The organism is Nonlabens arenilitoris, from assembly GCF_002954765.1.
Taxonomy (GTDB): domain Bacteria; phylum Bacteroidota; class Bacteroidia; order Flavobacteriales; family Flavobacteriaceae; genus Nonlabens; species Nonlabens arenilitoris.
This window is the reverse complement of record NZ_MTPW01000001.1, coordinates 3,066,416-3,089,652: the sequence shown is the minus strand read 5'-3', so window position 1 is coordinate 3,089,652 and position 23,237 is coordinate 3,066,416. Positions and strand designations below refer to the sequence as shown.

Sequence of the window (23,237 nt, the reverse complement as noted above, 5' to 3'; positions counted from 1 at the left end):
GGTAATAAAAAAGGTCACTATTTCTAGTGACCTTGCTTAATTAGGGGATATTTAGGGTTCTATTTATTTTAAAATTGTGATAGAGCATCAATTAATTCTGATTTGCGATTTCTACTTAATGGTAATACTTCACTTCCTAGTTCTACAGCTTTAGAATTAAACTTTTCTATTTTACGTAAGTTAACAATGTAGGATTTATGAATACGCAAAAACTCGTCTGATGGAAGCTCATTCTCAAAACTTTTCATTGTAGATAATACAATTAAACTATCATCCTCGGTTATTAGTTTTACATAATCACCCAACGCTTGAATATATTTTAATTCTTTTAGGTAGACTTTACGTTTCTTAAGGTTACTTTTTACAAAAATGAACTCACCGCGATCTTCAATCATTTCTGTACGTAACTTATGAGCAAGTAAAGCTCTTTCAACGGCATATAAAAATCTATCTTTCTTAATAGGTTTTTGTAAATAATCAATGGCCGCATAATCAAATGCTTTAAACGCATATTTAGTTTGACCTGTCACAAAAATTACGCCTGGTTTTTCTGTAATATCATCTAATAAATCAAATCCAGTAAGAATAGGCATCTCTACATCTAGAAAGATAAGATCTACTTTTTGATCCTTTATTGCTGCTTTAGTTTCGATAGCATTACTAAATTCACCTACTAGTTTTAAATTGGGATGATTCTCAATCATTTTCACTATAGCAAGGCGTTGAATACTTGAATCATCAACTACGTAACAATTTAAAATAGTGTTGTTCATCGTTTAAGTGTTATATTACCGTGACAATGTTAACACTTTAACTGATGTAATGCAAATAAATCTGTTGTTTAAACGATTTTATTTTGTTTTTCATCGAATTTGTTTACAAATATGTGGTGCTGAATTATTTTATCTCTATGCCTTGAAAGTGTTGTGAGAACAAAAGAAAAGAAGTATTTTTGCAACCGTTTTAAACAATATATTATGAATCAATACGAAACTGTTTTCATTTTGAATCCCGTTTTATCTGATGATCAGGTAAAGGAAGCAGTAAAGAAGTTTGAAAATTTCCTTACTACACGTGGTGCAAAGATGATAGCCAAAGAAGATTGGGGCTTGAAAAAACTAGCTTACACAATCGAAAACAAGAAAAGTGGTTTTTATACACTTTTTCAATTTGAAGTACCTGGTGAGGTAATTAACGATTTTGAAGTAGAATTCCGTCGTGATGAGCGTGTAATGCGTTACCTTACCGTAAAACTTGATAAGTATGCTATCGAGTGGGCTGCAAAGAGAAGAGATAGAATGTCTAACAAAGCTAAAGCGTAATCCATGGCAACTTTACAACAACAAGCTAAAGGAAAAAAAGATGGTGACATCCGTTACTTATCTCCTTTAAAAATTGAAACTCAACAAAGAAAAAAATACTGCCGTTTCAAACGTAGTGGTATTAAATACATAGATTATAAGGATCCTGATTTCTTAATGGGCTTTGTAAACGAACAAGGTAAATTGTTACCACGTCGTTTAACAGGTACTTCATTAAAATATCAACGTAAAGTGGCTGTAGCTGTTAAGCGTGCGCGTCACATCGCTATCATGCCTTACGTAGGTGATTTATTAAAATAAAACCAGATTAACGATATGGAACTTATATTAAAGAAAGACGTAGAACATTTAGGTTTTACTGACGATGTAGTAACTGTTAAGCCTGGGTATGGTCGTAACTTCTTAATCCCTAATGGTATGGCTATAATGGCTACACCAGGTGCTAAGAAACAACTAGCTGAAACTATCAAGCAACGTGCTCATAAAGAAGCAAACAATATCAAACTTGCTCAAGAGCAATCTGATAAGTTAAACGGTCTTGAAGTTAAAATCGCTGCCAAAACTGGTGATGGTGATAAGCTTTTTGGATCTGTAACTACACAAGATCTTGCTGATGCACTTGCTAAGCAAGGAGTTGAATTAGACAAGAAATTTATTACTGTAGCTGGTGGAAACATCAAGCGTCTAGGTCAATATGAAGCAACGTTACGTTTCCACAGAGAAGTAACTACTGCTTTTACTTTTGACGTGGTAGGTGCTAAGAACTAGTCATTTCAAATTAGAATAATAACTAAGCCGTTCCTTACTGGAGCGGCTTTTTTACATCATGTCATGAAATATAGAAGGTTAACTAAAGAACAATTAGAAGAATTACATCCAGAATTCATCAATTTTCTAGCAACTCAAACCATAACGGCTGCAGAATGGGATGATATAAAGGCAAATAAACCAGAGGTGGCAGAGCAAGAAATCGATGTCTTCTCTGATCTAGTATGGGAAGGCGTACTCACAAAAGCAAAGTATCTTGAGCACATCTCACCACAGACCATGAATTTATTTCATTTACAAGAAAAAGAAATATCCTTAATATCTGTAATGGTAGGTGATGAGCTAATCGATATTACCACTAAAGAAGGATATGCCTGGTTACAAAAGAATTTGATGGATGATACGGTGAAATTATTTACAGCTGTAAAAAAATATAGTGATGATCCTAACGGTGATAAGTTTAAACTTATTGAACAAGGAGCAATAATTACAAAAGGAGATCTTTTTAATTATTTTGATGATTTAATGGAACTAGGAAAAGAAAAAAACGGATTTTAAAATAATCCCAATTGATTACTCTGTAAAGCTCCTTCAATTTGTAGGAGCTTTTTCTTTGCTAGTAATCCACCGGCATATCCTATTAAATCACCATTACTTCCTATCACTCTGTGGCAAGGTATAACTATTGATAAGGCATTTGCACCATTTGCATTGGCTACTGCTCTTATCGCTTTTTCTTTATAAAGCTTTCGCGAAAGCGATAGATAAGAAATCGTTTGTCCATAAGGAATCTTTAATAATTCATTCCAAACTGCTTTTTGAAATGTAGTTCCTGTTAATAATAGAGGAATGTCAAATTCATTACGTTTCTTATTAAAATATTCTTGTATTTGAACGATAACCTTATGATGAAGTTGATGATCTTCAACCGTGTAGATAGCGTTTAGATCATTTGCAATACGGTGATCAATGGCTTCACGTTGTTTGCGGTATTGCCAGTCTAATAAACAAAGTTGATTTTCATAAATACCAATGATTACATCGCCTACGGCAAATTTGTAATACTTGATATATATTTTACTCATGTCTTAAGGCTTCAATAGGGTCTAGTCTTGCAGCCTTTATCGCTGGAATGACACCAGAGAATATAGCTATGATTATAGAAATAATAGTCGCCCAAATCACAGGTGTCCATGGCATTAGAAATTCTACTTCGAGATAATTTGAAACAGCATAGCCTATTAGAATTCCAAAAAGTATTCCTAAAATGCTACCATATTGACTGATAAGCATGGTTTCTATAAAAAACTGCCAAGATATCGTTGATCGCTTAGCGCCTAAGGCTTTACGTACGCCTATTTCTCGAGTACGTTCTGTAACAGATACTAGCATGATATTCATCAACGCGATGGAACTACCAAAAATGGTGATAATACTAATTATAAAACCTGCGGCATAGAGAGCTACTTTTATCTCATTTGCGGCACCAAGTAATTGATCACTTTGAATCACACCAAAGTTATTTTCCTCTACTGGGGCAAGACCTCTTATATTACGGAAAAGTACAACAGCACGATCTTTTGCTCCTTCCATAAATTGATCATCTTTAACCTTTACACTTAAGTCATAATTAATATTAGGACTAGTGTAAATACTGCGTGCCACATCAATAGGGATTAATACTCTTAAGTCAATATTATTTCCAAATGTGGAACCCTTTTCTTCTAGTAAACCTACAACAGTAAACTTGTTACCTCTTATACTTAAAACTTGACCTATAGGGTTAAGTCCTTGAAAAAGTTCATCTTCCATATCACTACCTATAATACAGACACGAGCATTATTTTTAATGTCAAAACTTGAAAATCCACGTCCTTCATTAATGGTTAACCCTGCATTCTCAACATAGTTTGCATTAACTCCAGATATGATGACTTTAGGTTTAGTTTTACGATCTTCACTCTTCACTTCGGCTTGCGACGTGGCCTGAAAAGACACACCTACTTGAGAAAAAGGATAATCCCATTGATTTTCAAAGTCTTTAACCTCGCGGTAGCTAATGATAGGATTTACTTTTACACGTTCACCACCACCACGTCTTTGCATGGTAAAAGGATAACGCTGCATACTGAAGGTATTTGCGCCTATTCCAGAAAAACCACCACCTATCGTGCTTTCTAGCGCGCGTACTGAACTAAGAATACCAACTAGAGCCGTAATTCCTATCGCAATAATAATGACGGTTAGTGCTGTTCTTAAGAATTGTCCCTTAATACTTTGTTGTGCAATGTTGATGTTTTGCCTTAATAATCCTGCCATACGTGGTTAGACTCAATTTTCTATACAATGTTACAAGTTCTATTAAGTAAATCATATTACTTTAAAATATAATTATGAAGCCTAGCCTTAATGATGTGTTTATATTTGCATCTTTAATTTAAGTTATGGCACAAAAACCTTCTATACCTAAAGGAACTAGAGATTTCAGTCCTGTTGAAGTACAGCGACGTCAATATGTAATGAATACCATTAAGCATCATTTTGAGCATTATGGTTTTATGCCTATTGAAACACCTAGTTTTGAGAATAGTGATACTTTACTAGGTAAATACGGTGAAGAAGGAGATCGTCTGATTTTTAAAATTTTGAATAATGGTCAGTACTTAAATAAGGTAAATGAAGAAGATTTACAATCTAAAAATGAGTATAAAGTTTCTCCACAAATCAGTAAACGAGCTTTAAGATATGATTTAACAGTACCATTTGCTAGATATGTTGTACAACATCAAAATGATATAGCTTTTCCTTTTAAACGTTATCAAATTCAGCCTGTATGGCGTGCAGATCGACCACAGCATGGTCGCTTTCAAGAGTTCTATCAGTGTGATGCAGATGTGGTAGGAAGTAATTCTTTATTACAAGAAGTAGAATTAGTAAAGCTATATGATGCTGTATTCACAGATTTGAAATTAAATGGTTGTACTATTAAAATTAATAATAGAAAAATTCTAGCTGGTATCGCTCAAATGATAGGTGCTGAAGATCAACTCATTGATTTTACTGTTGCATTAGATAAACTTGATAAAATAGGAGCAGAAAAGGTTAAAGATGAAATGATAAATAAAGGCATTTCTAAAAGTGCCATTGAAAAACTTAATCCTGTTTTTAGTCTTCAAGGTGATTTTGCTTCAAAGCTTGATGTAATGAGATCTTTATTATCAGAGTCTGAAACTGGACTAAAAGGTATTGAAGAGCTTGAGTTTATAAATAATCAAATTGTTGCTCTAGGATTAAAGTCTGCTAATCTAGATTTAGATATCACTCTTGCGCGTGGACTTAATTATTATACCGGTTGTATTTTTGAAGTAGCTGCGCCAGAAGGATTGAAGATGGGTAGCATAGGTGGTGGTGGACGTTATGATGATCTAACCAGTATGTTTGGATTAAAGGATGTAAGTGGTGTAGGGATTAGTTTTGGTCTGGACCGTATTTACTTAGTTATTGAAGAGTTAGGTTTATTCCCAGATTCAGTTAGAGCTGGAGTAGATGTTTTATTTATAAACTTTGGTGATATAGAAGCTGCTCATGCTATGAATCTAGTATGCCGTTTCCGTGAAAGTGGTATTAAAACAGAGTTATATCCTGAAGCTGCTAAAACTAATAAACAAATGAAGTATGCAGATCGTAATGAAATACCATATGTCATTTTATTAGGTGAAGATGAAATAGCTGCTGGAGCTTTGCTTTTAAAAAATATGAAAACAGGTGAACAGGAATTATTAAAACCTGAAGCGGTAATTGATCAATTGAAATAGATAATAATAGATATAAAAAAAGCGCCCGAAGGGCGCTTATTTTATTCTAAGTATTTAAGAAATTAATCTTGTGGTAAGATTTCCATTTCAAAAATAAGTTCTGTATTAGGTGGTATAACATTTCCAGCACCACGCTCACCATAACCTAGGTCAGATGGAACAAAAGCAACAATCTTATCACCATAGTTCATTGTTAAATATGCATATTTAAAGCCTACCGCACCCATAGGTGTTGCTGGATCATATTTTACAGGTATTGCTTGGTAAGCACCAGCTTGATCCTTGCGCTCATTATAATTACCATAGGTTTGCGCAATTTCTACATCACTAGTATCAAAAAGTTTACCATCCATAAAGAAGCCACTGTAGTCTATTTTAACCTCAGAACCCATAGCTGGTTGTACACCACTACCTTCAGATATTTTATAAACTAACACATCGCTATCTTTTAATTTAGTAGCTTTTGATTTCCATTCTTTAAGCTGTGCAGCTTTTTTTGCTTGCATTTCTGGCGCTTGCGCCATTCTTTTTTGTAAACGCTCTGCAGCTTCTTGTGCGGCAATTGCTTTTTCCTCTTGAACAGTATTAAAAACCTCTACAGCGTCCCATTTTTTTGCTGCCTTTCCTTTTCTGATAATGCGTATCGTTTGCATCTTTACATCTTCAATAGGTCTGTTGTTTGCTTGTGCATTTACTGGTACGGCAGCAATTGAGTCAATAACAGATAGACCTTCTACCACTTTACCAAATACATTATACTTTCCGTTTAAGAAAGGTGTCTCTTTATGCATAATAAAGAACTGTGTCCCATTAGTATTAGGACCAGCATTTGCCATTGATAAAATTCCCTTTGCATTATGATTTAAAGTATCTACAATTTCTTGATCAAATTTGTAACCTACATTACCAGATCCAGTACCAGTATAGTCACCACCTTGAATCATAAAATCTTTCATAACTCTATGAAATAGTAAACCATCATAATATGGTTTTCCTTTTAAACTATCCACGCCCAATTGTGGATGATTACCTTCTGCAAGCGCTACATAATTTGCAACGGTTAATGGTGCGGCTTCATAGTATAATTCGGCCAGCATTGTTCCTTTATCGGTAACAATTTCTGCATAGATTCCGTCTGGTGCATCTCCATATTTATCTTCGCAAGATGCTGCTGTAAGAATCACAGCTAGTAATAAAAGTAATCCGTGTACTTTTTTCATTATTTTAATTTTTTAATTATTTGAGTTGTTGTTTTAATTTAATTGTAAATGATACATATGGCATGAATTAGTACGCTTTCGCGAAAGCGTAAAACACAAATCCAACGCAATTATAAGAATTATTCTTCTATATTAATACCCAGTAATTTGACATCACTTTTAAAGGGAACGTTAGTCCCGATGCGGTCCTGGTCTCCATAATATCCATAACCTGTATAGGATGGAAAATAAAAAGTAGCCTCTTCACCGGTTTGCATTAGTTTTAAAGCGTCTCGCATACCGCGAAAGATTCCATATTCTTGCTCCATACTTTTAGTGATAGGAGATAGTTCTTCTTTATGATAGATTGTGTCTCCATTAAGTGCAATAACATTGTATTCAAAGGTTACACGATCACCAAAAACGGGCGTCTTACCTTCAATACTATCTTTTTGTGTAAAAGCATAGTAAAAGCCATGAGTTGATCGCTCAAACTTTTTATCTAATCCAGCGATGATTTTTTCAATTGCTGCTTCTTCAGCAGCATAGATTTGTTTATTGTTTTCTATAGACAGTTCTGTTGTAGAACTGGTCGTGCGACTTATAGGTTTACGAGGCTCTGGTGTTTTACAACTATAGGTAATTAGTATTAATAGTGCCAGTAAAACTTTAAATAATGGTGTCGCTAAGTGCTTTTTCATAAGAAGGCAATATACTAATTAATTTTTGCTCTGTAGCTTTCATATCTAGGTCTGAGCGTCCACCTGCGGCGTTTTTATGGCCGCCACCGTTAAAGTGTTCTCTTGCTAATAAATTTACGTCAAAGTCACCTTTAGATCTTAAGGAGATTTTAATAATTCCGTCGTCTTTATTCTCTATAAAAATAAGGGCAAATACGATACCTTTTAGACTTAATCCATAGTTTACAAATCCTTCTGTATCGCCTTTTTTGAAATTATTATCGTTAAGCTCTTGCTGGGTAAGTGTTATGTAGGCCGTTTTAAACTCTGGCAATATCTGTAAATTGTTTAAAGCAACACCTAGTAATTTCATACGAGATGGTGTGTTTACATCATAGATATTACGATTAATAGCCTCGCTGTCAGCTCCTTTATCTTTTAATTGAGCCGCTACTCTTAATGTCGCGCTAGTAGTTGAGCGGTATTTAAAATTACCGGTATCTGTAATGATACCGGTATACATGGATGAAGCCATGTCTGCGGTAATCATATCTGTGTGTTGCATCTTATCTATAAAATGATAAATCATTTCACAGGTAGAACTCATAGAAGTGTCGCTATACATATAGGTAGCAAAATCATCTGGTTGCTGGTGATGATCAATCATTATATATGTAGTATCAGTAGCAGCTAGTATTGTTTCCATTTCACCAGCTCTATGAAAAGCATTTTGATCTAGTATAAAGATGAAATCAGCCTCTTTAATTAAGGAGTCTGCTTCATTTTTTTCTTTTTCATAAATCATTATTTCATTTGTGAAAGGCATCCATTTTAGAAAGTCTGGATAATCGTTAGGTGAAATAATAGTACAATGATGATCTAGTTGTTTTAAATAGCTATACAAAGCTGTCGTGGAACCTATTGCGTCACCATCTGGATTGCGATGCGGTACAATTACTATTTTTTGAGGAGTGCTCAATAAATTTTTGAGCTCTTTAATTTGTGCTGCGTTCATAATTACAAAAGTAATCCATAGCCATTAAAATAGGAGTGATGCAAGAAGTAAATGCTATAGATGATACTTTAATTCATCACGGCACAAAAAACTAAAGGCTATTGTATTGCCACTGCGACTTTTAATAGTACTTTTGCAGCCTATTTAAAAAAATAAAGATGGCAACTAATAGAACATTTACAATGATTAAGCCTGATGGCGTTGAAAACGGACACATCGGTGCTATACTTGAAAAAATTACTGCGAGCGGTTTTAGAATCGTAGCGATGAAATTAACTCAAATGACTAAGGCAGATGCTGAAACTTTTTATGCTGTGCATAATGAGCGTCCATTCTTTGGTGAGTTAGTTGAATTTATGACTCGTGGACCTATCGTTGCTGCGATTCTTGAAAAAGAAAATGCAGTTGCAGATTTCCGTACGCTTATAGGTGCTACGAACCCAGCAGATGCTGCTGAAGGTACTATACGCCAGTTATATGCAACTAGTATGGGAGAAAATGCTGTACACGGTAGTGACAGTGATGAAAATGCTGCCATAGAAGGAGCATTCCATTTCTCTGGTCGCGAGATGTTTTAATTAGAAAGCATTTATCATATCACCTAGACTTGTTTCTAGGAAAAAAAAATCCACCGCTAGGTGGATTTTTTAGTATGTAAAGATTTGAACTATATGGCTTTGTTCTGAAAGTCTTGGTCATTTATATCATTGTTGAATTTTATATTTGTCCAATTTACATGAATCCAAGGAGCATCTGTTATCGTTGCTTGCCAGTCAGATGCTTTATATTTTCTTTTAGTAGGTATTAACAATCCATCAATATTTTCATATTCCATTTGCATTAAGGAAGGTTTCATTTTATTGAAGTCTGCAACAGTAAATAAAAATTGGTCTACTAATTTTGTATCGCGATTGATATACAGTTGATAAATATCCTTGGGTGAATTATCTGCAGATTCAAATGATACTTTGACGATATCGTAGGTATTATTGTTTATAGTCTCTTCCTTTACATATTCATAATTTATACCTGGATCTAGTAATTTAGGCATCATTGTGAACCAGTAATAATTAGTAGGTCTATTAAAAGCGACTCTTTTTAATCTTTGTTCATCTATAATATTATTGTTATTATGATTGAGCCAGTAGTTAGTTCCATCGTATCCTTGTATAATAGTTCCAGTTAAATCAGGGAAAGTGCGTTCATGTTTAATATAGGTTCCTTGAGAAAGTTCGCCTTTAAATTGATACATTTCAATGGACTGGTCTATCTTCCCATCAGGTGTTTCATAGGTATAGCTATAGACAACATTCTGTTTCTTTAGAAGTTGATCATGATTACCAACTTTTTGAACCATCTCGTATACTAATTGATGAGCATCATTCATAAAAATAGGCTCTGTATTGGAAATATTTATTAGATTTTTACTAGAAACGGCTGATTCTTGTTTCTTTTTACAACCTGTAAATAGTAAAGTAGCGATAAAAGTTATGGTAAGTAGTTGTTTCATGTCTTTATAGATAAATAGAGTTATGCTTAGTTTTTACTTTTAATGATATGGTCTACAGAATTGTTATTATAATCAATATTCCATAATAGAAATGCAAAAACAGCAGCATGAATAAGCTGTGAGTTAATCACGGTCCAGTTTTCAATCATGGTGCTACCTAGTACTAATAAACACATTGTGATAATACTACCTGTTAACGCTTGTCTAGTAAATAAGCCTATGATTATTAAGAAGCCCAACAGAAACTCGGCTATAGTTAGAAAATAACCAAAAGGTTCTACCATAAATGCAGGGATGATAGATTCACTAAATTTTGCAGCCATTCCATTACTGAAAGCCTCAATTTTAGGAATACGTACTAATCCGTGACCTAGCATACTAATTCCTATTATAAGACGCATTAGTAAATACGTAAGATATTTATTTTTCATATTTAAGTGTTTGATTTATTATTTAAATGATGGCGCCGTTTGCTAAAACGACCTGACCAGATATCCATTTTGAATCGTCGCTGGCGAGAAATAAAACCACTTTTGCGATATCTATTGGAACTGCAATGCGATTAAAGGCAGACATTCTTTTAAGATTTTCAATAAAGTCTTCTGATTTTTCTTCTAAAAACAATTCTGTTTCTGTAGGGCCTGGAGCAATTGAATTAACTGAAATACCACGACCTACTTCTTTAGAAAAAACTCGAGTTAATTGTTCTACAGCTGCTTTAGATGCAGAGTATAATCCATAAGTAGGTAACATCATTTTTACGGTGCTAGAAGAGAAATTAATGATATTACCGTTATCTGCTGAATTTTCATCAGCTTCTTGAAGACCATTAAAAACTCCTTTAAGGTTGACATTTAAAATAGCTTGAAAATCATCTTCGGTATAATCCTTAACATGCTTATTGATCATAATACCAGCATTATTAATAAGTACATCGACTTTACCATAGGTCTCTATTGCAGTATCAAATAATCTAGTGAAATCAGCTTTAACGCTAACATCTGCCTGAATTGCTATGGCATTACTGCCTAGATGATGTATTTCTTCTACTGTTTTATTTGCGGCGTCTTCATTTGAATGATAATTGATTACTACTTCTGCACCATTTTTAGCGAGTAGAAGAGCAACTTCTTTACCTATTCCTTTGGAAGAACTGGTAACAATAATGGTTTTCTTTTTTAGTTTTATAATTCTAGTTTTTATGAATTATAAAACTAAACAATCGTTTAGTAATCGTATAACATTTTAACTTTTTAGAAATTTTAAGTTTGCTTTCGCGAAAGCGTAATCACATCAAGTTTGTGTAAATAATTATTGATTTTCATCTTTTTTCTGGTTCCATCGTTTGCTATGCCTTAACGAGATAAAGCCACTAATAGCTCCTATTACTAGAAAAAATAATACCTCACTGGCCCATATTTTTAATTTAAAGGCGTCTATTTGAAAGGAAATACGTGAGAAGTAAAAAAGTGTCCCCAATGCAATGGATAGAATGATGATTAATAGAATGATTTTTTCATTTTAATAATTCTTTAAAAACCCATATACCTTAGGCAGCGGCAATCCCATAACATTATAATAACAACCTTCAAGCCTGGTAACCGCTGCATAGCCTAACCAGTCTTGAATACCATATGCACCGGCTTTATCCATAGGTTGGTATGTTTTAACGTAGTATTCAATCTCTTCTAAAGTCAATTCGGCAAAATGCACTTTAGTACAATCATTGATCACGGTTTGTTTTGAAGTAGAAGTAAAGCAAACTGATGTAAATACTTCATGTACTTGACCACTCATTGAGCTAATCATATCGATAGCATGCTGATCATTTTTAGGTTTTTCCAGCGGTGCATCATTAAACCAAACGATGGTATCACTTGTGATTAGTAGTTGATCATCTTTTAAATCATTTTTGAAGGCGTCGGCTTTCAAAACTGATAGATAATCAGTTATTTGTGCGCCTTTTAATTCATTAGAATATACTTCATTTACAGGTCTAGTTTGTATTTTAAAGTCAATATTTAGACCTTTTAATAGCTCTTGTCTACGCGGTGATTGAGACGCTAGAATGATTTCGGTATTCTTAAATTTTTCTTGAAGCATAGTTATACAGTTAGGGAGATGACCGCCATGGAACATATTCCGGCAAATAATACGATTTTAAGAATCATACTCAACAGTTTGAATTGGGCTGTTTTTTCAGAACCCCATAACCTTAACATCACATACATAAGTGGTGCGATAATGATAAATACAAAGTAGAATAGTGCTATTTGATTTTGATAAAGGTAATTATAGATGTACCAAACAAATAAGGCTATAACGCCTAATAGAAAAATACTTGTAACTCGTGCAGCTCTTATCCTGCCTATGGCAATTGCAAGCGTATTTCTACCACCAGAATGATCTCCATTTATATCCTCGCAATCTTTTACCCATTCACGGGCTAGGTTAATAAGAAATGCACCTATTGCAAAATCAAATAAAATTTTCAACATCACCTGTTGAGCGCCTTGATTGACAGGTGTTATCACTGGATACAATTCAAAAATTCCAGTTATCATAATTACTAATCCAACAAGTAAGGAAATTATCAGGTTTCCTATTAGAAGCATACTTTTTAAAGTGGTAGCATAGATATAAAGTATAAAAGCTACAAATACAAAGACAGTAGCCATGATAGGTTTGTCAAGACTGTTTGAAAGAGCAAAACCGGCAATAACAGCTATAATCGTTAATACACCATAAATGGTAAACGCATTATTCTCGCTAATTACTTTGCCTACTAGAACTTTTTCAGGTTTATTGACTTTGTCGATTTCTACATCTTGTATATCATTAATAACATTACCACCAGCAGTTAATAATGCGGTCGATAGAATAAGTAATGTAAGTTGCCACCAGTTTAACGCGATATCAACACCAGATGGATTTAAAATAGCATACACGATGACCAACTGTGTAAGTATGGTCATCAAAACATTAGGCCAGCGAATTAATTTAAAAAATGTAAGCATTGTCGTTTTAAGAGTAGAAAGTGTATAATCTATTTAAGATGATTGAATATTCTTTCCACCAGCCACATTCCATTTACCTTGTACTTTAAGAACCTGCTCGATAACATCACGCACACAACCATCACCACCATACTTGTGTGATATATAATCGCTTACGGCCTTAACTTCGGCAATGGCATCTTGTGGACAGGTTCCTAGACCTACAAACTCGATAGCCTCAATATCTGGCATGTCATCTCCCATATAAAGCATTTGTTCAGGCTTTAAATCATGTGCAGCAGCATATTGATGAAGGTACTTCATCTTATCATGCGCATCCAGAAATACATCTTTAACGCCTAGTCCTTCTAATCTTGACTTTACTCCATTATTACGGCCACCAGTAATAATACAAATATTAAAACCTTGCTGTAGAGCAGTTTTTATGGCATAACCATCTTTGGCATTCATCGTTCTTAATAACTCGCCACTTTCTGATATTAACATTCTGCCATCGGTGAGAACGCCATCTACATCAAAGAAAAAAGTAGTGATCTCGTGTAATAATTCTTTATAACTAGTTGCCATAAGTGTTTTTTATTGAATTTGTTATCGCGTCATACATAGCGCGATCATTAGTTTTTAATGCCTCGAGGTGTTTTGTGATTGTCTGCACATCATTACGTCTAGCAGGACCGGTTTGTGCCTCATAAGGACTTAGTTCTTGAGCTTTAGCAAGAGTTTCATTCATCAATGGATATAGTAAAGAGGCATCAATATTTGCATCACTTAATATTTCGTCAGCTTTAGTATAACAATGATTAACAAAATTGTTCATATAAACTGCTGCAATATGTAATCGTCTACGCTGTTCTGAATCTAGATAAGTAACCTTACTAGACAAGCAATTACCCAATGTTTCTAATCCTTTCTGTGCTATATCATTATTGTATTCTAGACAGACAGGCAACTCTTCAAAATTCATTTCTCTAGACTTACTAAAGCTTTGGGGAATATAAAATACTCCATAGTTGTTACGATTTGAAACCGCCTGTAAATCGACACTACCGCTAGTGTGAGCGACAATCGCATCAGTATTAAGAGAATTACTAACACTAGTGATGTAATCATCTGGTGTAGCGATAATTATAAGATCTGCTTTAGGTAAGGATGTGATAGAGTCGAGTAGTGGTGCCTGTAAGCTAGCTAATCGTGTAGCACTAGTGTTGTAGTAACCTATTAATTTTAGGGTATTTTTAACGTTCTTACATTTCGCTTTCGCGAAAGCGGAATCCTTAATAACATACTGATTTTCAATAGCCTTACATAGGTTGAAGCCCAGGTTACCAGTACCGATTACAATTATCTCCATCATGTTGTAAAAATACAAACTGTGGAACGACCTACAAGCTAGGTGAAACGGGTTTTGTAAAGTATCTTTGCAAACCGTAAAACAGCGCTATGAAAGACCACTGGATTGTCAAGTTACTCTTCTCTACTAGAACCATGACTTTTTTATTATTTGCATTTGCGTTGAGCATGGCTGTAGGTACATGGATAGAACATATTTATGATACACCTACTTCAAAAAAATGGATTTATAATGCATGGTGGTTTAGTGCAATGATGTTTTTGTTAGTACTTAATTTTATAGGTAATATCAAACGTTATCAATTGTTACAGTGGAAAAAGTGGGCAACGCTTACCTTACATTTATCTTGGATTCTTATTATTATAGGCGCAGGAATTACACGTTATATATCATTTGAAGGAATGATGCTGATACGTGAAGGAAGTACAGAGCAAGCATTTTACTCAGACGAGACTTATATGAGTGTCATCATGCAAGGTATGAGCCCAGATGGACAGGAAATGCAGCGAGAAATAAAGGATAAAATGTTAATCACGCCTTATGATTATAGTTACTCGTTAAATGAAGAGTTTTATGATAAAGATATTAGCATTACCATTGATACACTAATATTTGATGCTGTTGAAGGTTTAATACCCAGTGAAGATGGTAAAGAACGCTACCTTAAAATAGTTGAAGCTGGACAGGGAACGCGTCATGATCACTTATTAAAAGACGGAGAGAAAGCTTTAATACATAATACGCTATTTGGAGTTAATTTAGATCCAGAACTTGCAGCTGCAGAAGATATAGTCAATATAGTAGAAAACTGGAACGGTTATACGATTCAAACACCTTTTGAAGGTCAGTTTATGCGTATGGCAGATCAAATGCAAGGCGAGGTTTTTAAAGATAGTATTCAAACTTTAAACCTTAGATCATTATACACTATAGGTAATATGCAGTTTGTAATTCCAGAACCCATAACAGCAGGTAATGTAGGGATTATCAAATCACCAGAGCCTACTGCTGCAAAGGCTTATGGAATTAAAGCGACTGTTACATCTGGTACTGATAGTAAGAAGATTGAAATGCTAGGTGGTAAAGGTATAGTGTCTGATTATGTAGATGTTGAAGTCAATGGAGTGAATCTTTACATTAAGTATGGTTCTATCATGCGTGAGCTTCCTTTTTCAATTACTCTTGAAGATTTTATAGCAGATAAGCATCCTGGTACTGAAAAAGCATATGCGGCTTTTGAGAGTAAAGTTTTAGTAAACGACGATAATGGTAGTACTGCAGAACGCATATATATGAATAATGTGCTTGATAAGGATGGTTATCGTTTTTTTCAAGCCGGATTTGACCCAGATGAGTTGGGAACTCACTTATCTGTAAATCACGATTTTTGGGGTAAAACGGTAACTTATGCCGGTTATTATCTATTGTATATAGGTTTACTAGCATTGCTTTTTGATCCTAATACTCGTTTTGGTGAATTAGGTCGATTGATAAGACGTGTTAATAAAAGAAAGGCAAAAATGAACGTTACAGCTGTATTTATTTTACTCATGTCTTCTCTCACTTTTGCACAAGACGGGCATGAAGGTCATGATCATGCACCTGGCGAGCATCAAGAAGTTACTGCTACAAGCACTAAGTTAAGAGAAACACCTGTTTCTAGATTAGATAGTATCATTGTAGCTAACATGATACCACAAGAACAAGCAGATAAATTTGGTGAAGTCATTATACAAGATAACGGTAGAATGAAGCCTATTAGCACGCTAGCTTCTGAATTATTACGTAAGATATCAGAGCGTGATTATTATGAAGCAACGGTAGGAGATAGTATTGTGCGTTTATCACCAGAACAGACGCTGTTAAGTATGATGCAGTTCGGTAACCTATGGTATGAGGTTCCACTTATTAGATTAAAAAGAGGAAACGATTCTATTAGAGATATTTTAGGTATCGATCGTTCTAGAAAATATGCTGCTGGAATGGACTTTTTTAGATCACCAGACGGCGAGTTTATTGCATTTAAACTGGCACCTTATCTGGATGAAGCAAATCAATCAGATCGAAAAAATGCTTTTCAAAAAGATTTTATTGATGTGAATTCTAATCTTGGATTATTAGATCAAGTTGTTTCTAGTTCTATGATTAGAATATTCCCTAAACCTAATGATCCTATCAATAAATGGTATTCTTATCCAGAGTTGAATGACGCAGGATTTAAATCCACAGACTCGGTATTAACTAAACAATTTATTCCAGCTTATTTACAAACTTTACGTTATGGAAAGGCTAAAGGTGATTACAGCGAGGCAGATCAAGTCCTAGCAAGTCTCAATCGTTTCCAAAAAGCATATGGCGGTGAAGTAATGCCTAGCGAGAGTAAGATAAAGGCAGAGATACTATATAATAAATATGATGTTTTCAGGAATCTATATATGTGGTATGCATGGTTTGGGGTCTTTTTAATCCTTTTATTGATTTCTGAAATTTTAATGAAGAAACCGTTGAAAGAACTACGTTATGCTATTCAATTTCATAAAGTAGTTATTATAGGGTTGTTCATCGTTCACATGGCAGGTTTGATTACTAGATGGTATATCAGTGGTCATGCGCCTTGGTCAGATGCATATGAGTCATTATTATATGTGGCATGGGCTATTATGTTATTTGGTTTATTGTTAGGCCGTAAAAGTGAATTAACTATGGCCGCTGCAGCCTTTGTTGTAGCTATTGTATTATGGGTGGCACATTTAAACTGGTTAGATCCAGATGTGGCAAACATACAGCCAGTGTTAGACAGTTACTGGTTAATGATACACGTTGCTGTAATTGTAGCGAGTTATGGTCCATTTGCTTTAGGAATGATTTTAGGGATTATCACTTTTATACTTATGATTTTTTCAAACGATAAGAATAAAAAGCGCATGGACTTAAATATCAAGCAACTTACTTATATCAATGAAGCAGCACTTACCATAGGTCTTATTATGTTAACCATAGGTAACTTTTTAGGTGGTATGTGGGCAAATGAAAGTTGGGGACGTTATTGGGGTTGGGATCCTAAAGAAACTTGGGCGTTGATTAGCATATTTGTATATGCCATAGTACTTCACTTAAGATTAGTACCTGGATTAAAAAGTAGATGGACATTTAATTTGTGGTCTATACTTTCATTTTTATCAATACTGATGACATATTTTGGGGTAAACTTTTACTTATCAGGATTGCACAGTTATGCAAGCGGTGATCAAGTTCTATCTCTACAATACGTTGCGTTCTTTGTTCTTTTTGTGGCTGCCATAGGTATACCTGCATATATTAAAGAGAGAAAAATTTTCAAAAAGAAAGACCGCGAACAATAGTGGTTAATACATAAAACATTAAAAAAGCCTCATAATTACTATGAGGCTTTTTTATTTTTTAAAAGAGTTTCTTCTTTCCTCTTTCTCGCGCTGTGTCTTGCGCTGGATTTGAAATCCTTTTAGAAATTTACGTAGATACTGATCATTTAAATGTTTGTATTTGGCATGTGTTTTTTTTCTGAAAAAAGCACTTAGTTCTGTTTCACTAATCTCAACGTCTGCCTTTTTCCAGATGTAAATAAGCTCATCTGACTTAAAGTTGAAAGCAATTTTAAGTTTACGTAGTATCGTGTTGTTGTCTAGTACCATTTCTGCTTCAGGAGTCACGCCATCTTGTTTACCACGATAGTTAACAATTACACCATTTAAAAACGTAGCTAGATTAACATCTACGACTTCTTTAAAATCCTCATCTTCTTCCTTTTTGAGCCAGTCGCTTACTTCGGCACGTGTGACAGGTGCTCCACCTTTTGCATAAGTATCGATCATGGCATCATCACTCAAATTGAGTATAAATCTCAGTCGTCTTAAAATGTCATTATTATCCATATAGTAGTATTGGATGACAAAGATAAGGATAGTGTTGTGTTTGTTACGCTTTCGCGAAAGCGTAATTATTACTCCACAAAAAAGCCGAGTAGTTACTCTCGGCTAGTTATAGTTATGGGATTATTTATCCTAAAATTTCAATAATCTGATCTGCAAGTTCAGTTCCTATACGGTCTTGTGCTTCATTAGTAGCAGCACCTATATGTGGACTAAGTGATAGATTTGAATTCATAAGTAAGACCATTTCAGGTTGTGGTTCTTTCTCAAATGTATCTAGTGCTGCGAATGATATATGTTCAGACTCTAATGCATTTACTAAAGCAACTTCATCTATAACACCACCACGGGCAGCATTAATGATTGCTGCACCTTTTTTCATTTGATTGAATTCATGCTCGCTTATTACATAATCTTTTTGAGCAGGAACATGTAAAGTGACAAAGTCTGATTGTACTAGCAATTCTTCTTTACTAACTAATGGAATCTTCACTGAAACGGTTTGTCCATCAAATAAATCCCAAGAAACGGTAGGAGCAGAGTCTGCATAAGAATCGTGTGCCATAACTTTCATTCCTACACCAGCAGCAATTTTTGCAACTTCTTGACCTATGCGACCTATACCTATAATTCCTAAGGTTTTACCTCTAAGTTCAGATCCTTTTGCATATTGCTTTTTCAATCCTTTAAAATTAGTATCTCCTTCGAGTGGCATATTGCGGTTACTGTCGTAAAGGAAACGGACACCACCATATAGGTGAGCAAAAACCAGCTCAGCCACACTGGCGCTACTAGCGGCTGGTGTATTAATCACCTTTAGGCCTTTCTCACGTGCATATTCTACATCAATATTATCCATTCCTACACCACCACGACCTATCACTTTAAGGCTAGGACAGTTGTCAATCAGTTCTTTACGAGCTGTGGTTGCTGATCGTACTAGTAATACTGCAATTTCATGTTTGTTGATATAGTTTTCTAGTTGGTCTTGTGCTACGTTTGTGGTAATCACTTCATAACCTGCTGCAGTTAACTTTTCTATTCCGCTTTGTGAAACTCCATCGTTTGCTAATACTTTTTTGCTCATCTTACTTTTATTAGGTGTTGGCAGTTAATTGTCAACTGTATTTATTTTTATTGCTTTCTTCAAATTGATAGTTTGATATTATAAAGTTATCAAGCCTTCACAATTTTGTTAAGGTGTGGTCAATTTAATCTATGCTTTTTTTTCAAGCTCTTGCATGACATTTACCAGTATTTGAACACTCTCTAGAGGTAGTGCGTTGTACATACTTGCCCTATAGCCACCTACAGATCTATGTCCATTTAAACCGCTGATGCTTGCGTCTTTCCACATGGTATCAAAAAGCTCTTTATGAGTTTCATCTCTTAGAGAGAAAGTAGCATTCATATTAGAACGGTCTTCTACTGCTGCAAATCCTTGGAATAGTTCATTACGATCTATTTCACCATAAATTAAAGCTGCTTTATCATTATTTACTTTTTCTATGGCCTCAATTCCTCCATTATTTTTCAACCATTCTAAGGTTAACATGCTTACATATATAGGAAATACAGGTGGCGTGTTAAACATTGAATCTTTACTGATATGTGTTTGATAATTAAGCATAGAAGGAATATGACGTGTCACTTTTCCTAATAGATCTTCTTTAACAACAACTAATGTAGCACCAGCTGGACCCATATTTTTTTGAGCTCCTGCATATATTAAATCAAATTGTGTAAAATCCATCTGACGTGAGAAGATATCACTACTCATATCACAAACTAGTGGAATACCTACTTGAGGTATGGATTTTAACTGTGTTCCAAAAATGGTATTGTTACTTGTGATATGAAAATAATCTGCATCAATTGGAACCTCATAATCCTTAGGGATATAATTATAATTAGCATCTTTAGAAGAGGCTACTTCTATTATTTCTCCAAAAGCTATTGCTTCTTTAATGGCTTTATCTGACCAAGTACCAGTGTTTAAATAAGCCGCTTTTTTTTCTAATAGATTATAAGCAGTCATTAAAAATTGCATACTAGCACCACCACCTAAAAAAAGAGCTTTATAACCTTTATCAGTAAGTCCCAAATGTTCTAAGGCTAATGCTTGTGCACGATCCATAACCGCAACAAAGTCTTTACTGCGATGCGATATTTCTAAAATACTGAGACCATTAAAGTCTAAGACAGCTTTTGATGCTTGTTGAAATACGTCTTGTGGTAGAATACATGGTCCTGCCGAAAAATTATGGATTTTCATAATTGAGAGTTTACGATAATTACAAAAATGCAAATTATCATCCCAAAGGACATTAGGAAATCAATAAATGATTAAGATAATGTCAACAAGAAATTAACCGTGTCTACACCATCTGCATAATCGTTTAACATAGGACATTGTGTTGTGCCAAAATCTACCACCGCAGGTGCCGTTAAATCTCCTAGAGTTGCTTTAATAGTTTTTGCTATTTCTCCTTGAGCCACAACGCATTGCAGCTTATCTGCATCTATTTTAATTTGTTTTGCAACATCATTGATATCATCATAATAACTATAGCCTAAAGATGCTATCGGTGAGCTGTAACTATCATTTTCTTCTTTAATTAATAAAAACTCATTGTCTAGTAAGTCAAATTCACTCATTAAATAGACAGCTTTATTATAATCATAGTTGTTGACATATTTTTCATTTTTTATAAGATGCTGTTGTTTAAACATCCCATTAAAGAATAAGTCAAAATTATAATTACGAGGTACCATTAAGTGACTAACACTACGACATCCTAATCCAAAGTAGTTGAACACGTCCTTGCTCAAGGCTTCCATATGCTCAATAGTTTCAGTACCAGTAAGTACAGCTATACTATTTCTGTTTTTACGTATAATATGAGGTTTTGAATCAAAATAGTATTCAAAATATCGTGCAGTATTATCACTACCTGTAGCTATAACAGCATCATAACCAGTTAATCTACCATCATTATAACTGTATGATTGAGATAGTTCTGGTAAATAATCAGTAGCCAGTTGTAATAACATAGGTGTAAGGACATCATCATTACTACTATTTATAATCATAGCATGGTGACCTGTAATGATAACCGATAGCACATCATGAAATCCCACTAAAGGTAAATTTCCAGCTGTTATAATGGCAACAACTTTAGAGTTAATATCTTCAAGATTATAAGCATTAGTCCAGGAAGTGAGTGTTTCTACGGTAAGAGCTAGTGCCCATTGTTCAAATGCATGGTTAAGATTTTCATCTGTGAACCAAGAATTTTTGGACTGTGCTTTATAAAAAGCGGCCTCTATGGCTGCTGTTGCTGTTGTAGGCTCCTGTTTTAAAAAGGAGTTGAGTAGAGATCCCGCTTTCGCGAAAGCGGAAATTCTATCATTTAACGTGGTATTAATTGCCAGTGAGTTCAATGGGCATTATTTTTGTGCAAAAGTAAAGAAAACAGCTATGGCAATCATCATAACAGACGAATGTATTAACTGCGGTGCTTGTGAACCTGAGTGTCCTAATACCGCAATCTATGAAGCAGCAGACGACTGGCGCTATGCAGATGGTACTGATCTAGACGGCAATGTAGTATTGCCTAATGGAAAAGAAGTAGATTCTAATCAGACACAAGAGCCTGTAAGTGACGAGTTTTATTACATTGTACCAGATAAATGTACAGAGTGTGTAGGCTTTCATGAAGAGCCACAGTGTGCGGCAGTATGTCCAGTAGATTGTTGTGTGCCAGATGATGACCATGTTGAAGATGAGGCGACACTAAGAGCTAAACAAGCTTTTATGCATAAAGACTAGTGCAATACTCTATTAAATTATTAAAGCCACAAGTTTTACTTTTTAGTTCTTGTGGCTTTTTTTATGCCTACCACGCAACTATTATAGGTAAATTGCATCTATTGCAAAATCGACTTCATGAAATATCTTTTGTATTTAAGTCTCATTATATTATTAATTTCTTGCGAGGCTAGAATTGATAATAATAAAAGAGCATTATTCTCTACAACTGTTTTAGATGGATCTAATAATCCTTTGGAAAATGTAGAAGTCGTTGTGTATAGCGGATTTTATTCTTTTGATTTTCAATCTGCCTCATTTACAAAATTTAGTGATAGTAACGAAGATTTTATCTTGGGTAGTGGCATCACAGATTCAAATGGAGAGGTTTCATTTTTAATGCTAGTAAATACAGATGAGCAGACTAGTTTTAGCCTGACATCTATAGATTACCCTAGACGTAATGTTAGTATCAGTAATGGCAATTATGCGAGCACACTAGAATACAATATACCTACACAAATTTTAAAACAGTCTTCTATCGTAAACCTGAATTTTTCAAATACTACTGGTGTAACAGATGTTTTCAATGCTATCATTACTTTTGAATCATTAAATTGCTCGCAATATACCGAAGATGGGATCACAACTGATGTGGTGTGTGAAGAGCGAGAGTTTTTACCCTTTAATCAATCTGCTAGTGATACCTTTATCGATATTGAAACGGTGTATCCGTCCGCAATGACTGTAGAATATATAGATGCGACAGGAGCTATAATTACAGAGCAATTTATGATCACTAATGCAACAGAGAATTATGTCGTTCAATTTTAGATTGTTT

26 protein-coding genes are annotated in these 23,237 nt (G+C 34.5%); 9 read left to right on the top strand and 17 right to left on the bottom strand.

Annotated elements, in window-relative coordinates; all coding sequences use genetic code 11:
- Positions 1-68 precede the first annotated feature (68 nt).
- Positions 69-773 carry a LytR/AlgR family response regulator transcription factor gene (locus BST92_RS13830; protein WP_105071994.1) on the bottom strand — a complete coding sequence of 235 codons (705 nt, stop codon included), beginning with the start codon at positions 771-773 and terminating at the stop codon, positions 69-71.
- Positions 774-977: 204 nt separating this feature from the next.
- Here BST92_RS13830 and rpsF point away from each other — a divergent pair, with 204 nt between their 5' ends.
- From rpsF to BST92_RS13810, 4 genes are all read left to right on the top strand, one after another.
- Entirely contained in the window at positions 978-1,322 is a 345-nt protein-coding gene (gene rpsF / locus BST92_RS13825) for a 30S ribosomal protein S6 (RefSeq protein ID WP_105071993.1), read from the top strand.
- A gap of 3 nt (positions 1,323-1,325) precedes the next feature.
- Entirely contained in the window at positions 1,326-1,622 is a 297-nt protein-coding gene (rpsR, locus tag BST92_RS13820; protein ID WP_036579259.1) for a 30S ribosomal protein S18, read from the top strand.
- Between the two features lie 15 nt (positions 1,623-1,637).
- Positions 1,638-2,090: a 50S ribosomal protein L9 gene (gene rplI, locus BST92_RS13815; RefSeq protein ID WP_105071992.1), complete on the top strand. Its 453-nt coding sequence runs from the start codon at positions 1,638-1,640 to the stop codon at positions 2,088-2,090.
- Positions 2,091-2,153: 63 nt separating this feature from the next.
- Positions 2,154-2,648: a DUF6495 family protein gene (locus tag BST92_RS13810; RefSeq protein WP_105071991.1), complete on the top strand. Its 495-nt coding sequence runs from the start codon at positions 2,154-2,156 to the stop codon at positions 2,646-2,648.
- Here BST92_RS13810 and BST92_RS13805 read toward each other — a convergent pair.
- Both BST92_RS13805 and BST92_RS13800 read right to left on the bottom strand, forming a co-directional pair.
- The gene (locus BST92_RS13805; RefSeq protein WP_105071990.1) at positions 2,645-3,175 is read right to left on the bottom strand and encodes a methylated-DNA--[protein]-cysteine S-methyltransferase; all 531 of its coding nucleotides are present in this window, start codon (positions 3,173-3,175) and stop codon (positions 2,645-2,647) included. The genes BST92_RS13810 and BST92_RS13805 overlap by 4 nt on opposite strands.
- The gene (locus tag BST92_RS13800; protein ID WP_105071989.1) at positions 3,168-4,409 is read right to left on the bottom strand and encodes an ABC transporter permease; all 1,242 of its coding nucleotides are present in this window, start codon (positions 4,407-4,409) and stop codon (positions 3,168-3,170) included. The genes BST92_RS13805 and BST92_RS13800 overlap by 8 nt, the downstream gene beginning before the upstream one ends.
- Positions 4,410-4,534: 125 nt before the next feature.
- Between BST92_RS13800 and hisS the strand changes: the two genes are divergently transcribed.
- Entirely contained in the window at positions 4,535-5,905 is a 1,371-nt protein-coding gene (gene hisS / locus BST92_RS13795; protein WP_105071988.1) for a histidine--tRNA ligase, read from the top strand.
- 62 nt (positions 5,906-5,967) lie between these two features.
- Here hisS and BST92_RS13790 read toward each other — a convergent pair whose 3' ends face one another.
- The 3 genes from BST92_RS13790 to BST92_RS13780 form a co-directional block, all read right to left on the bottom strand.
- A complete protein-coding gene (locus BST92_RS13790; RefSeq protein ID WP_105071987.1) occupies positions 5,968-7,125 on the bottom strand; it encodes a peptidylprolyl isomerase in 1,158 nt (385 codons plus the stop codon).
- Between the two features lie 119 nt (positions 7,126-7,244).
- Positions 7,245-7,805, bottom strand: a complete 561-nt coding sequence (gene gldI, locus BST92_RS13785; protein ID WP_105071986.1) for a gliding motility-associated peptidyl-prolyl isomerase GldI — start codon at positions 7,803-7,805, stop codon at positions 7,245-7,247.
- On the bottom strand, positions 7,774-8,799 hold the full coding sequence (locus tag BST92_RS13780; protein WP_105071985.1) for a DHH family phosphoesterase: 1,026 nt from the start codon (positions 8,797-8,799) through the stop codon (positions 7,774-7,776). The genes gldI and BST92_RS13780 overlap by 32 nt, the downstream gene beginning before the upstream one ends.
- 158 nt (positions 8,800-8,957) lie before the next feature.
- Between BST92_RS13780 and BST92_RS13775 the strand changes: the two genes are divergently transcribed.
- Entirely contained in the window at positions 8,958-9,377 is a 420-nt protein-coding gene (locus BST92_RS13775; protein WP_105071984.1) for a nucleoside-diphosphate kinase, read from the top strand.
- An 89-nt stretch (positions 9,378-9,466) separates the two neighbouring features.
- On the opposite strand, the gene BST92_RS13770 is transcribed toward BST92_RS13775, so the two are convergent.
- The 7 genes from BST92_RS13770 to BST92_RS13740 all read right to left on the bottom strand — a co-directional run bounded on the left by BST92_RS13770 (position 9,467) and on the right by BST92_RS13740 (position 14,680).
- Positions 9,467-10,309 (bottom strand): DUF6503 family protein, encoded by an 843-nt coding sequence (locus BST92_RS13770; protein WP_105071983.1) that lies wholly within the window; start codon positions 10,307-10,309, stop codon positions 9,467-9,469.
- Positions 10,310-10,335: 26 nt separating this feature from the next.
- Entirely contained in the window at positions 10,336-10,740 is a 405-nt protein-coding gene (locus BST92_RS13765) for a DoxX family protein (protein ID WP_105071982.1), read from the bottom strand.
- Between the two features lie 22 nt (positions 10,741-10,762).
- Positions 10,763-11,473, bottom strand: coding sequence for an SDR family oxidoreductase (locus tag BST92_RS13760; protein ID WP_281257039.1), 711 nt, complete (start codon positions 11,471-11,473; stop codon positions 10,763-10,765).
- A gap of 357 nt (positions 11,474-11,830) precedes the next feature.
- Positions 11,831-12,412 (bottom strand): Maf family nucleotide pyrophosphatase, encoded by a 582-nt coding sequence (locus BST92_RS13755; RefSeq protein WP_105072288.1) that lies wholly within the window; start codon positions 12,410-12,412, stop codon positions 11,831-11,833.
- A gap of 2 nt (positions 12,413-12,414) precedes the next feature.
- Positions 12,415-13,326 carry a geranylgeranylglycerol-phosphate geranylgeranyltransferase gene (locus BST92_RS13750; RefSeq protein WP_105071980.1) on the bottom strand — a complete coding sequence of 304 codons (912 nt, stop codon included), beginning with the start codon at positions 13,324-13,326 and terminating at the stop codon, positions 12,415-12,417.
- A gap of 33 nt (positions 13,327-13,359) precedes the next feature.
- Positions 13,360-13,893 (bottom strand): KdsC family phosphatase, encoded by a 534-nt coding sequence (locus tag BST92_RS13745; protein WP_105071979.1) that lies wholly within the window; start codon positions 13,891-13,893, stop codon positions 13,360-13,362.
- Positions 13,883-14,680 carry a Rossmann-like and DUF2520 domain-containing protein gene (locus BST92_RS13740; RefSeq protein ID WP_105071978.1) on the bottom strand — a complete coding sequence of 266 codons (798 nt, stop codon included), beginning with the start codon at positions 14,678-14,680 and terminating at the stop codon, positions 13,883-13,885. The genes BST92_RS13745 and BST92_RS13740 overlap by 11 nt, the downstream gene beginning before the upstream one ends.
- 86 nt (positions 14,681-14,766) lie before the next feature.
- On the opposite strand from BST92_RS13740, the gene BST92_RS13735 reads away from it, so the two are divergent.
- Entirely contained in the window at positions 14,767-18,039 is a 3,273-nt protein-coding gene (locus BST92_RS13735) for a cytochrome c biogenesis protein CcsA (protein ID WP_105071977.1), read from the top strand.
- A gap of 51 nt (positions 18,040-18,090) precedes the next feature.
- Here BST92_RS13735 and BST92_RS13730 read toward each other — a convergent pair whose 3' ends face one another.
- The 4 genes from BST92_RS13730 to BST92_RS13715 form a co-directional block, all read right to left on the bottom strand.
- Positions 18,091-18,588, bottom strand: coding sequence for a YehS family protein (locus BST92_RS13730; RefSeq protein ID WP_105071976.1), 498 nt, complete (start codon positions 18,586-18,588; stop codon positions 18,091-18,093).
- Between the two features lie 124 nt (positions 18,589-18,712).
- Positions 18,713-19,672 (bottom strand): D-2-hydroxyacid dehydrogenase, encoded by a 960-nt coding sequence (locus BST92_RS13725; RefSeq protein ID WP_105071975.1) that lies wholly within the window; start codon positions 19,670-19,672, stop codon positions 18,713-18,715.
- A 129-nt stretch (positions 19,673-19,801) separates the two neighbouring features.
- Complete coding sequence (gene serC / locus BST92_RS13720) at positions 19,802-20,860, bottom strand: 3-phosphoserine/phosphohydroxythreonine transaminase (RefSeq protein WP_105071974.1); 1,059 nt, start codon at positions 20,858-20,860, stop codon at positions 19,802-19,804.
- A gap of 71 nt (positions 20,861-20,931) precedes the next feature.
- Positions 20,932-22,029 carry an acyl-CoA reductase gene (locus BST92_RS13715; protein ID WP_105071973.1) on the bottom strand — a complete coding sequence of 366 codons (1,098 nt, stop codon included), beginning with the start codon at positions 22,027-22,029 and terminating at the stop codon, positions 20,932-20,934.
- Between the two features lie 37 nt (positions 22,030-22,066).
- On the opposite strand from BST92_RS13715, the gene BST92_RS13710 reads away from it, so the two are divergent.
- Together BST92_RS13710 and BST92_RS13705 are read left to right on the top strand one after the other, a co-directional pair.
- On the top strand, positions 22,067-22,417 hold the full coding sequence (locus BST92_RS13710; protein WP_105071972.1) for a 4Fe-4S binding protein: 351 nt from the start codon (positions 22,067-22,069) through the stop codon (positions 22,415-22,417).
- Positions 22,418-22,534: 117 nt separating this feature from the next.
- Positions 22,535-23,230, top strand: coding sequence for a hypothetical protein (locus tag BST92_RS13705; protein WP_105071971.1), 696 nt, complete (start codon positions 22,535-22,537; stop codon positions 23,228-23,230).
- The last annotated feature ends 7 nt before the right edge of the window (positions 23,231-23,237 follow it).

Coding starts and splice junctions, on each gene's coding strand:
- BST92_RS13830 (WP_105071994.1), bottom strand. CDS start 773: ATGAACAACACTATTTTAAATTGTTACGTAGTTGATGATTCAAGTATT.
- rpsF (WP_105071993.1), top strand. CDS start 978: ATGAATCAATACGAAACTGTTTTCATTTTGAATCCCGTTTTATCTGAT.
- rpsR (WP_036579259.1), top strand. CDS start 1,326: ATGGCAACTTTACAACAACAAGCTAAAGGAAAAAAAGATGGTGACATC.
- rplI (WP_105071992.1), top strand. CDS start 1,638: ATGGAACTTATATTAAAGAAAGACGTAGAACATTTAGGTTTTACTGAC.
- BST92_RS13810 (WP_105071991.1), top strand. CDS start 2,154: ATGAAATATAGAAGGTTAACTAAAGAACAATTAGAAGAATTACATCCA.
- BST92_RS13805 (WP_105071990.1), bottom strand. CDS start 3,175: ATGAGTAAAATATATATCAAGTATTACAAATTTGCCGTAGGCGATGTA.
- BST92_RS13800 (WP_105071989.1), bottom strand. CDS start 4,409: ATGGCAGGATTATTAAGGCAAAACATCAACATTGCACAACAAAGTATT.
- hisS (WP_105071988.1), top strand. CDS start 4,535: ATGGCACAAAAACCTTCTATACCTAAAGGAACTAGAGATTTCAGTCCT.
- BST92_RS13790 (WP_105071987.1), bottom strand. CDS start 7,125: ATGAAAAAAGTACACGGATTACTTTTATTACTAGCTGTGATTCTTACA.
- gldI (WP_105071986.1), bottom strand. CDS start 7,805: ATGAAAAAGCACTTAGCGACACCATTATTTAAAGTTTTACTGGCACTA.
- BST92_RS13780 (WP_105071985.1), bottom strand. CDS start 8,799: ATGAACGCAGCACAAATTAAAGAGCTCAAAAATTTATTGAGCACTCCT.
- BST92_RS13775 (WP_105071984.1), top strand. CDS start 8,958: ATGGCAACTAATAGAACATTTACAATGATTAAGCCTGATGGCGTTGAA.
- BST92_RS13770 (WP_105071983.1), bottom strand. CDS start 10,309: ATGAAACAACTACTTACCATAACTTTTATCGCTACTTTACTATTTACA.
- BST92_RS13765 (WP_105071982.1), bottom strand. CDS start 10,740: ATGAAAAATAAATATCTTACGTATTTACTAATGCGTCTTATAATAGGA.
- BST92_RS13755 (WP_105072288.1), bottom strand. CDS start 12,412: ATGCTTCAAGAAAAATTTAAGAATACCGAAATCATTCTAGCGTCTCAA.
- BST92_RS13750 (WP_105071980.1), bottom strand. CDS start 13,326: ATGCTTACATTTTTTAAATTAATTCGCTGGCCTAATGTTTTGATGACC.
- BST92_RS13745 (WP_105071979.1), bottom strand. CDS start 13,893: ATGGCAACTAGTTATAAAGAATTATTACACGAGATCACTACTTTTTTC.
- BST92_RS13740 (WP_105071978.1), bottom strand. CDS start 14,680: ATGATGGAGATAATTGTAATCGGTACTGGTAACCTGGGCTTCAACCTA.
- BST92_RS13735 (WP_105071977.1), top strand. CDS start 14,767: ATGAAAGACCACTGGATTGTCAAGTTACTCTTCTCTACTAGAACCATG.
- BST92_RS13730 (WP_105071976.1), bottom strand. CDS start 18,588: ATGGATAATAATGACATTTTAAGACGACTGAGATTTATACTCAATTTG.
- BST92_RS13725 (WP_105071975.1), bottom strand. CDS start 19,672: ATGAGCAAAAAAGTATTAGCAAACGATGGAGTTTCACAAAGCGGAATA.
- serC (WP_105071974.1), bottom strand. CDS start 20,860: ATGAAAATCCATAATTTTTCGGCAGGACCATGTATTCTACCACAAGAC.
- BST92_RS13710 (WP_105071972.1), top strand. CDS start 22,067: ATGGCAATCATCATAACAGACGAATGTATTAACTGCGGTGCTTGTGAA.
- BST92_RS13705 (WP_105071971.1), top strand. CDS start 22,535: ATGAAATATCTTTTGTATTTAAGTCTCATTATATTATTAATTTCTTGC.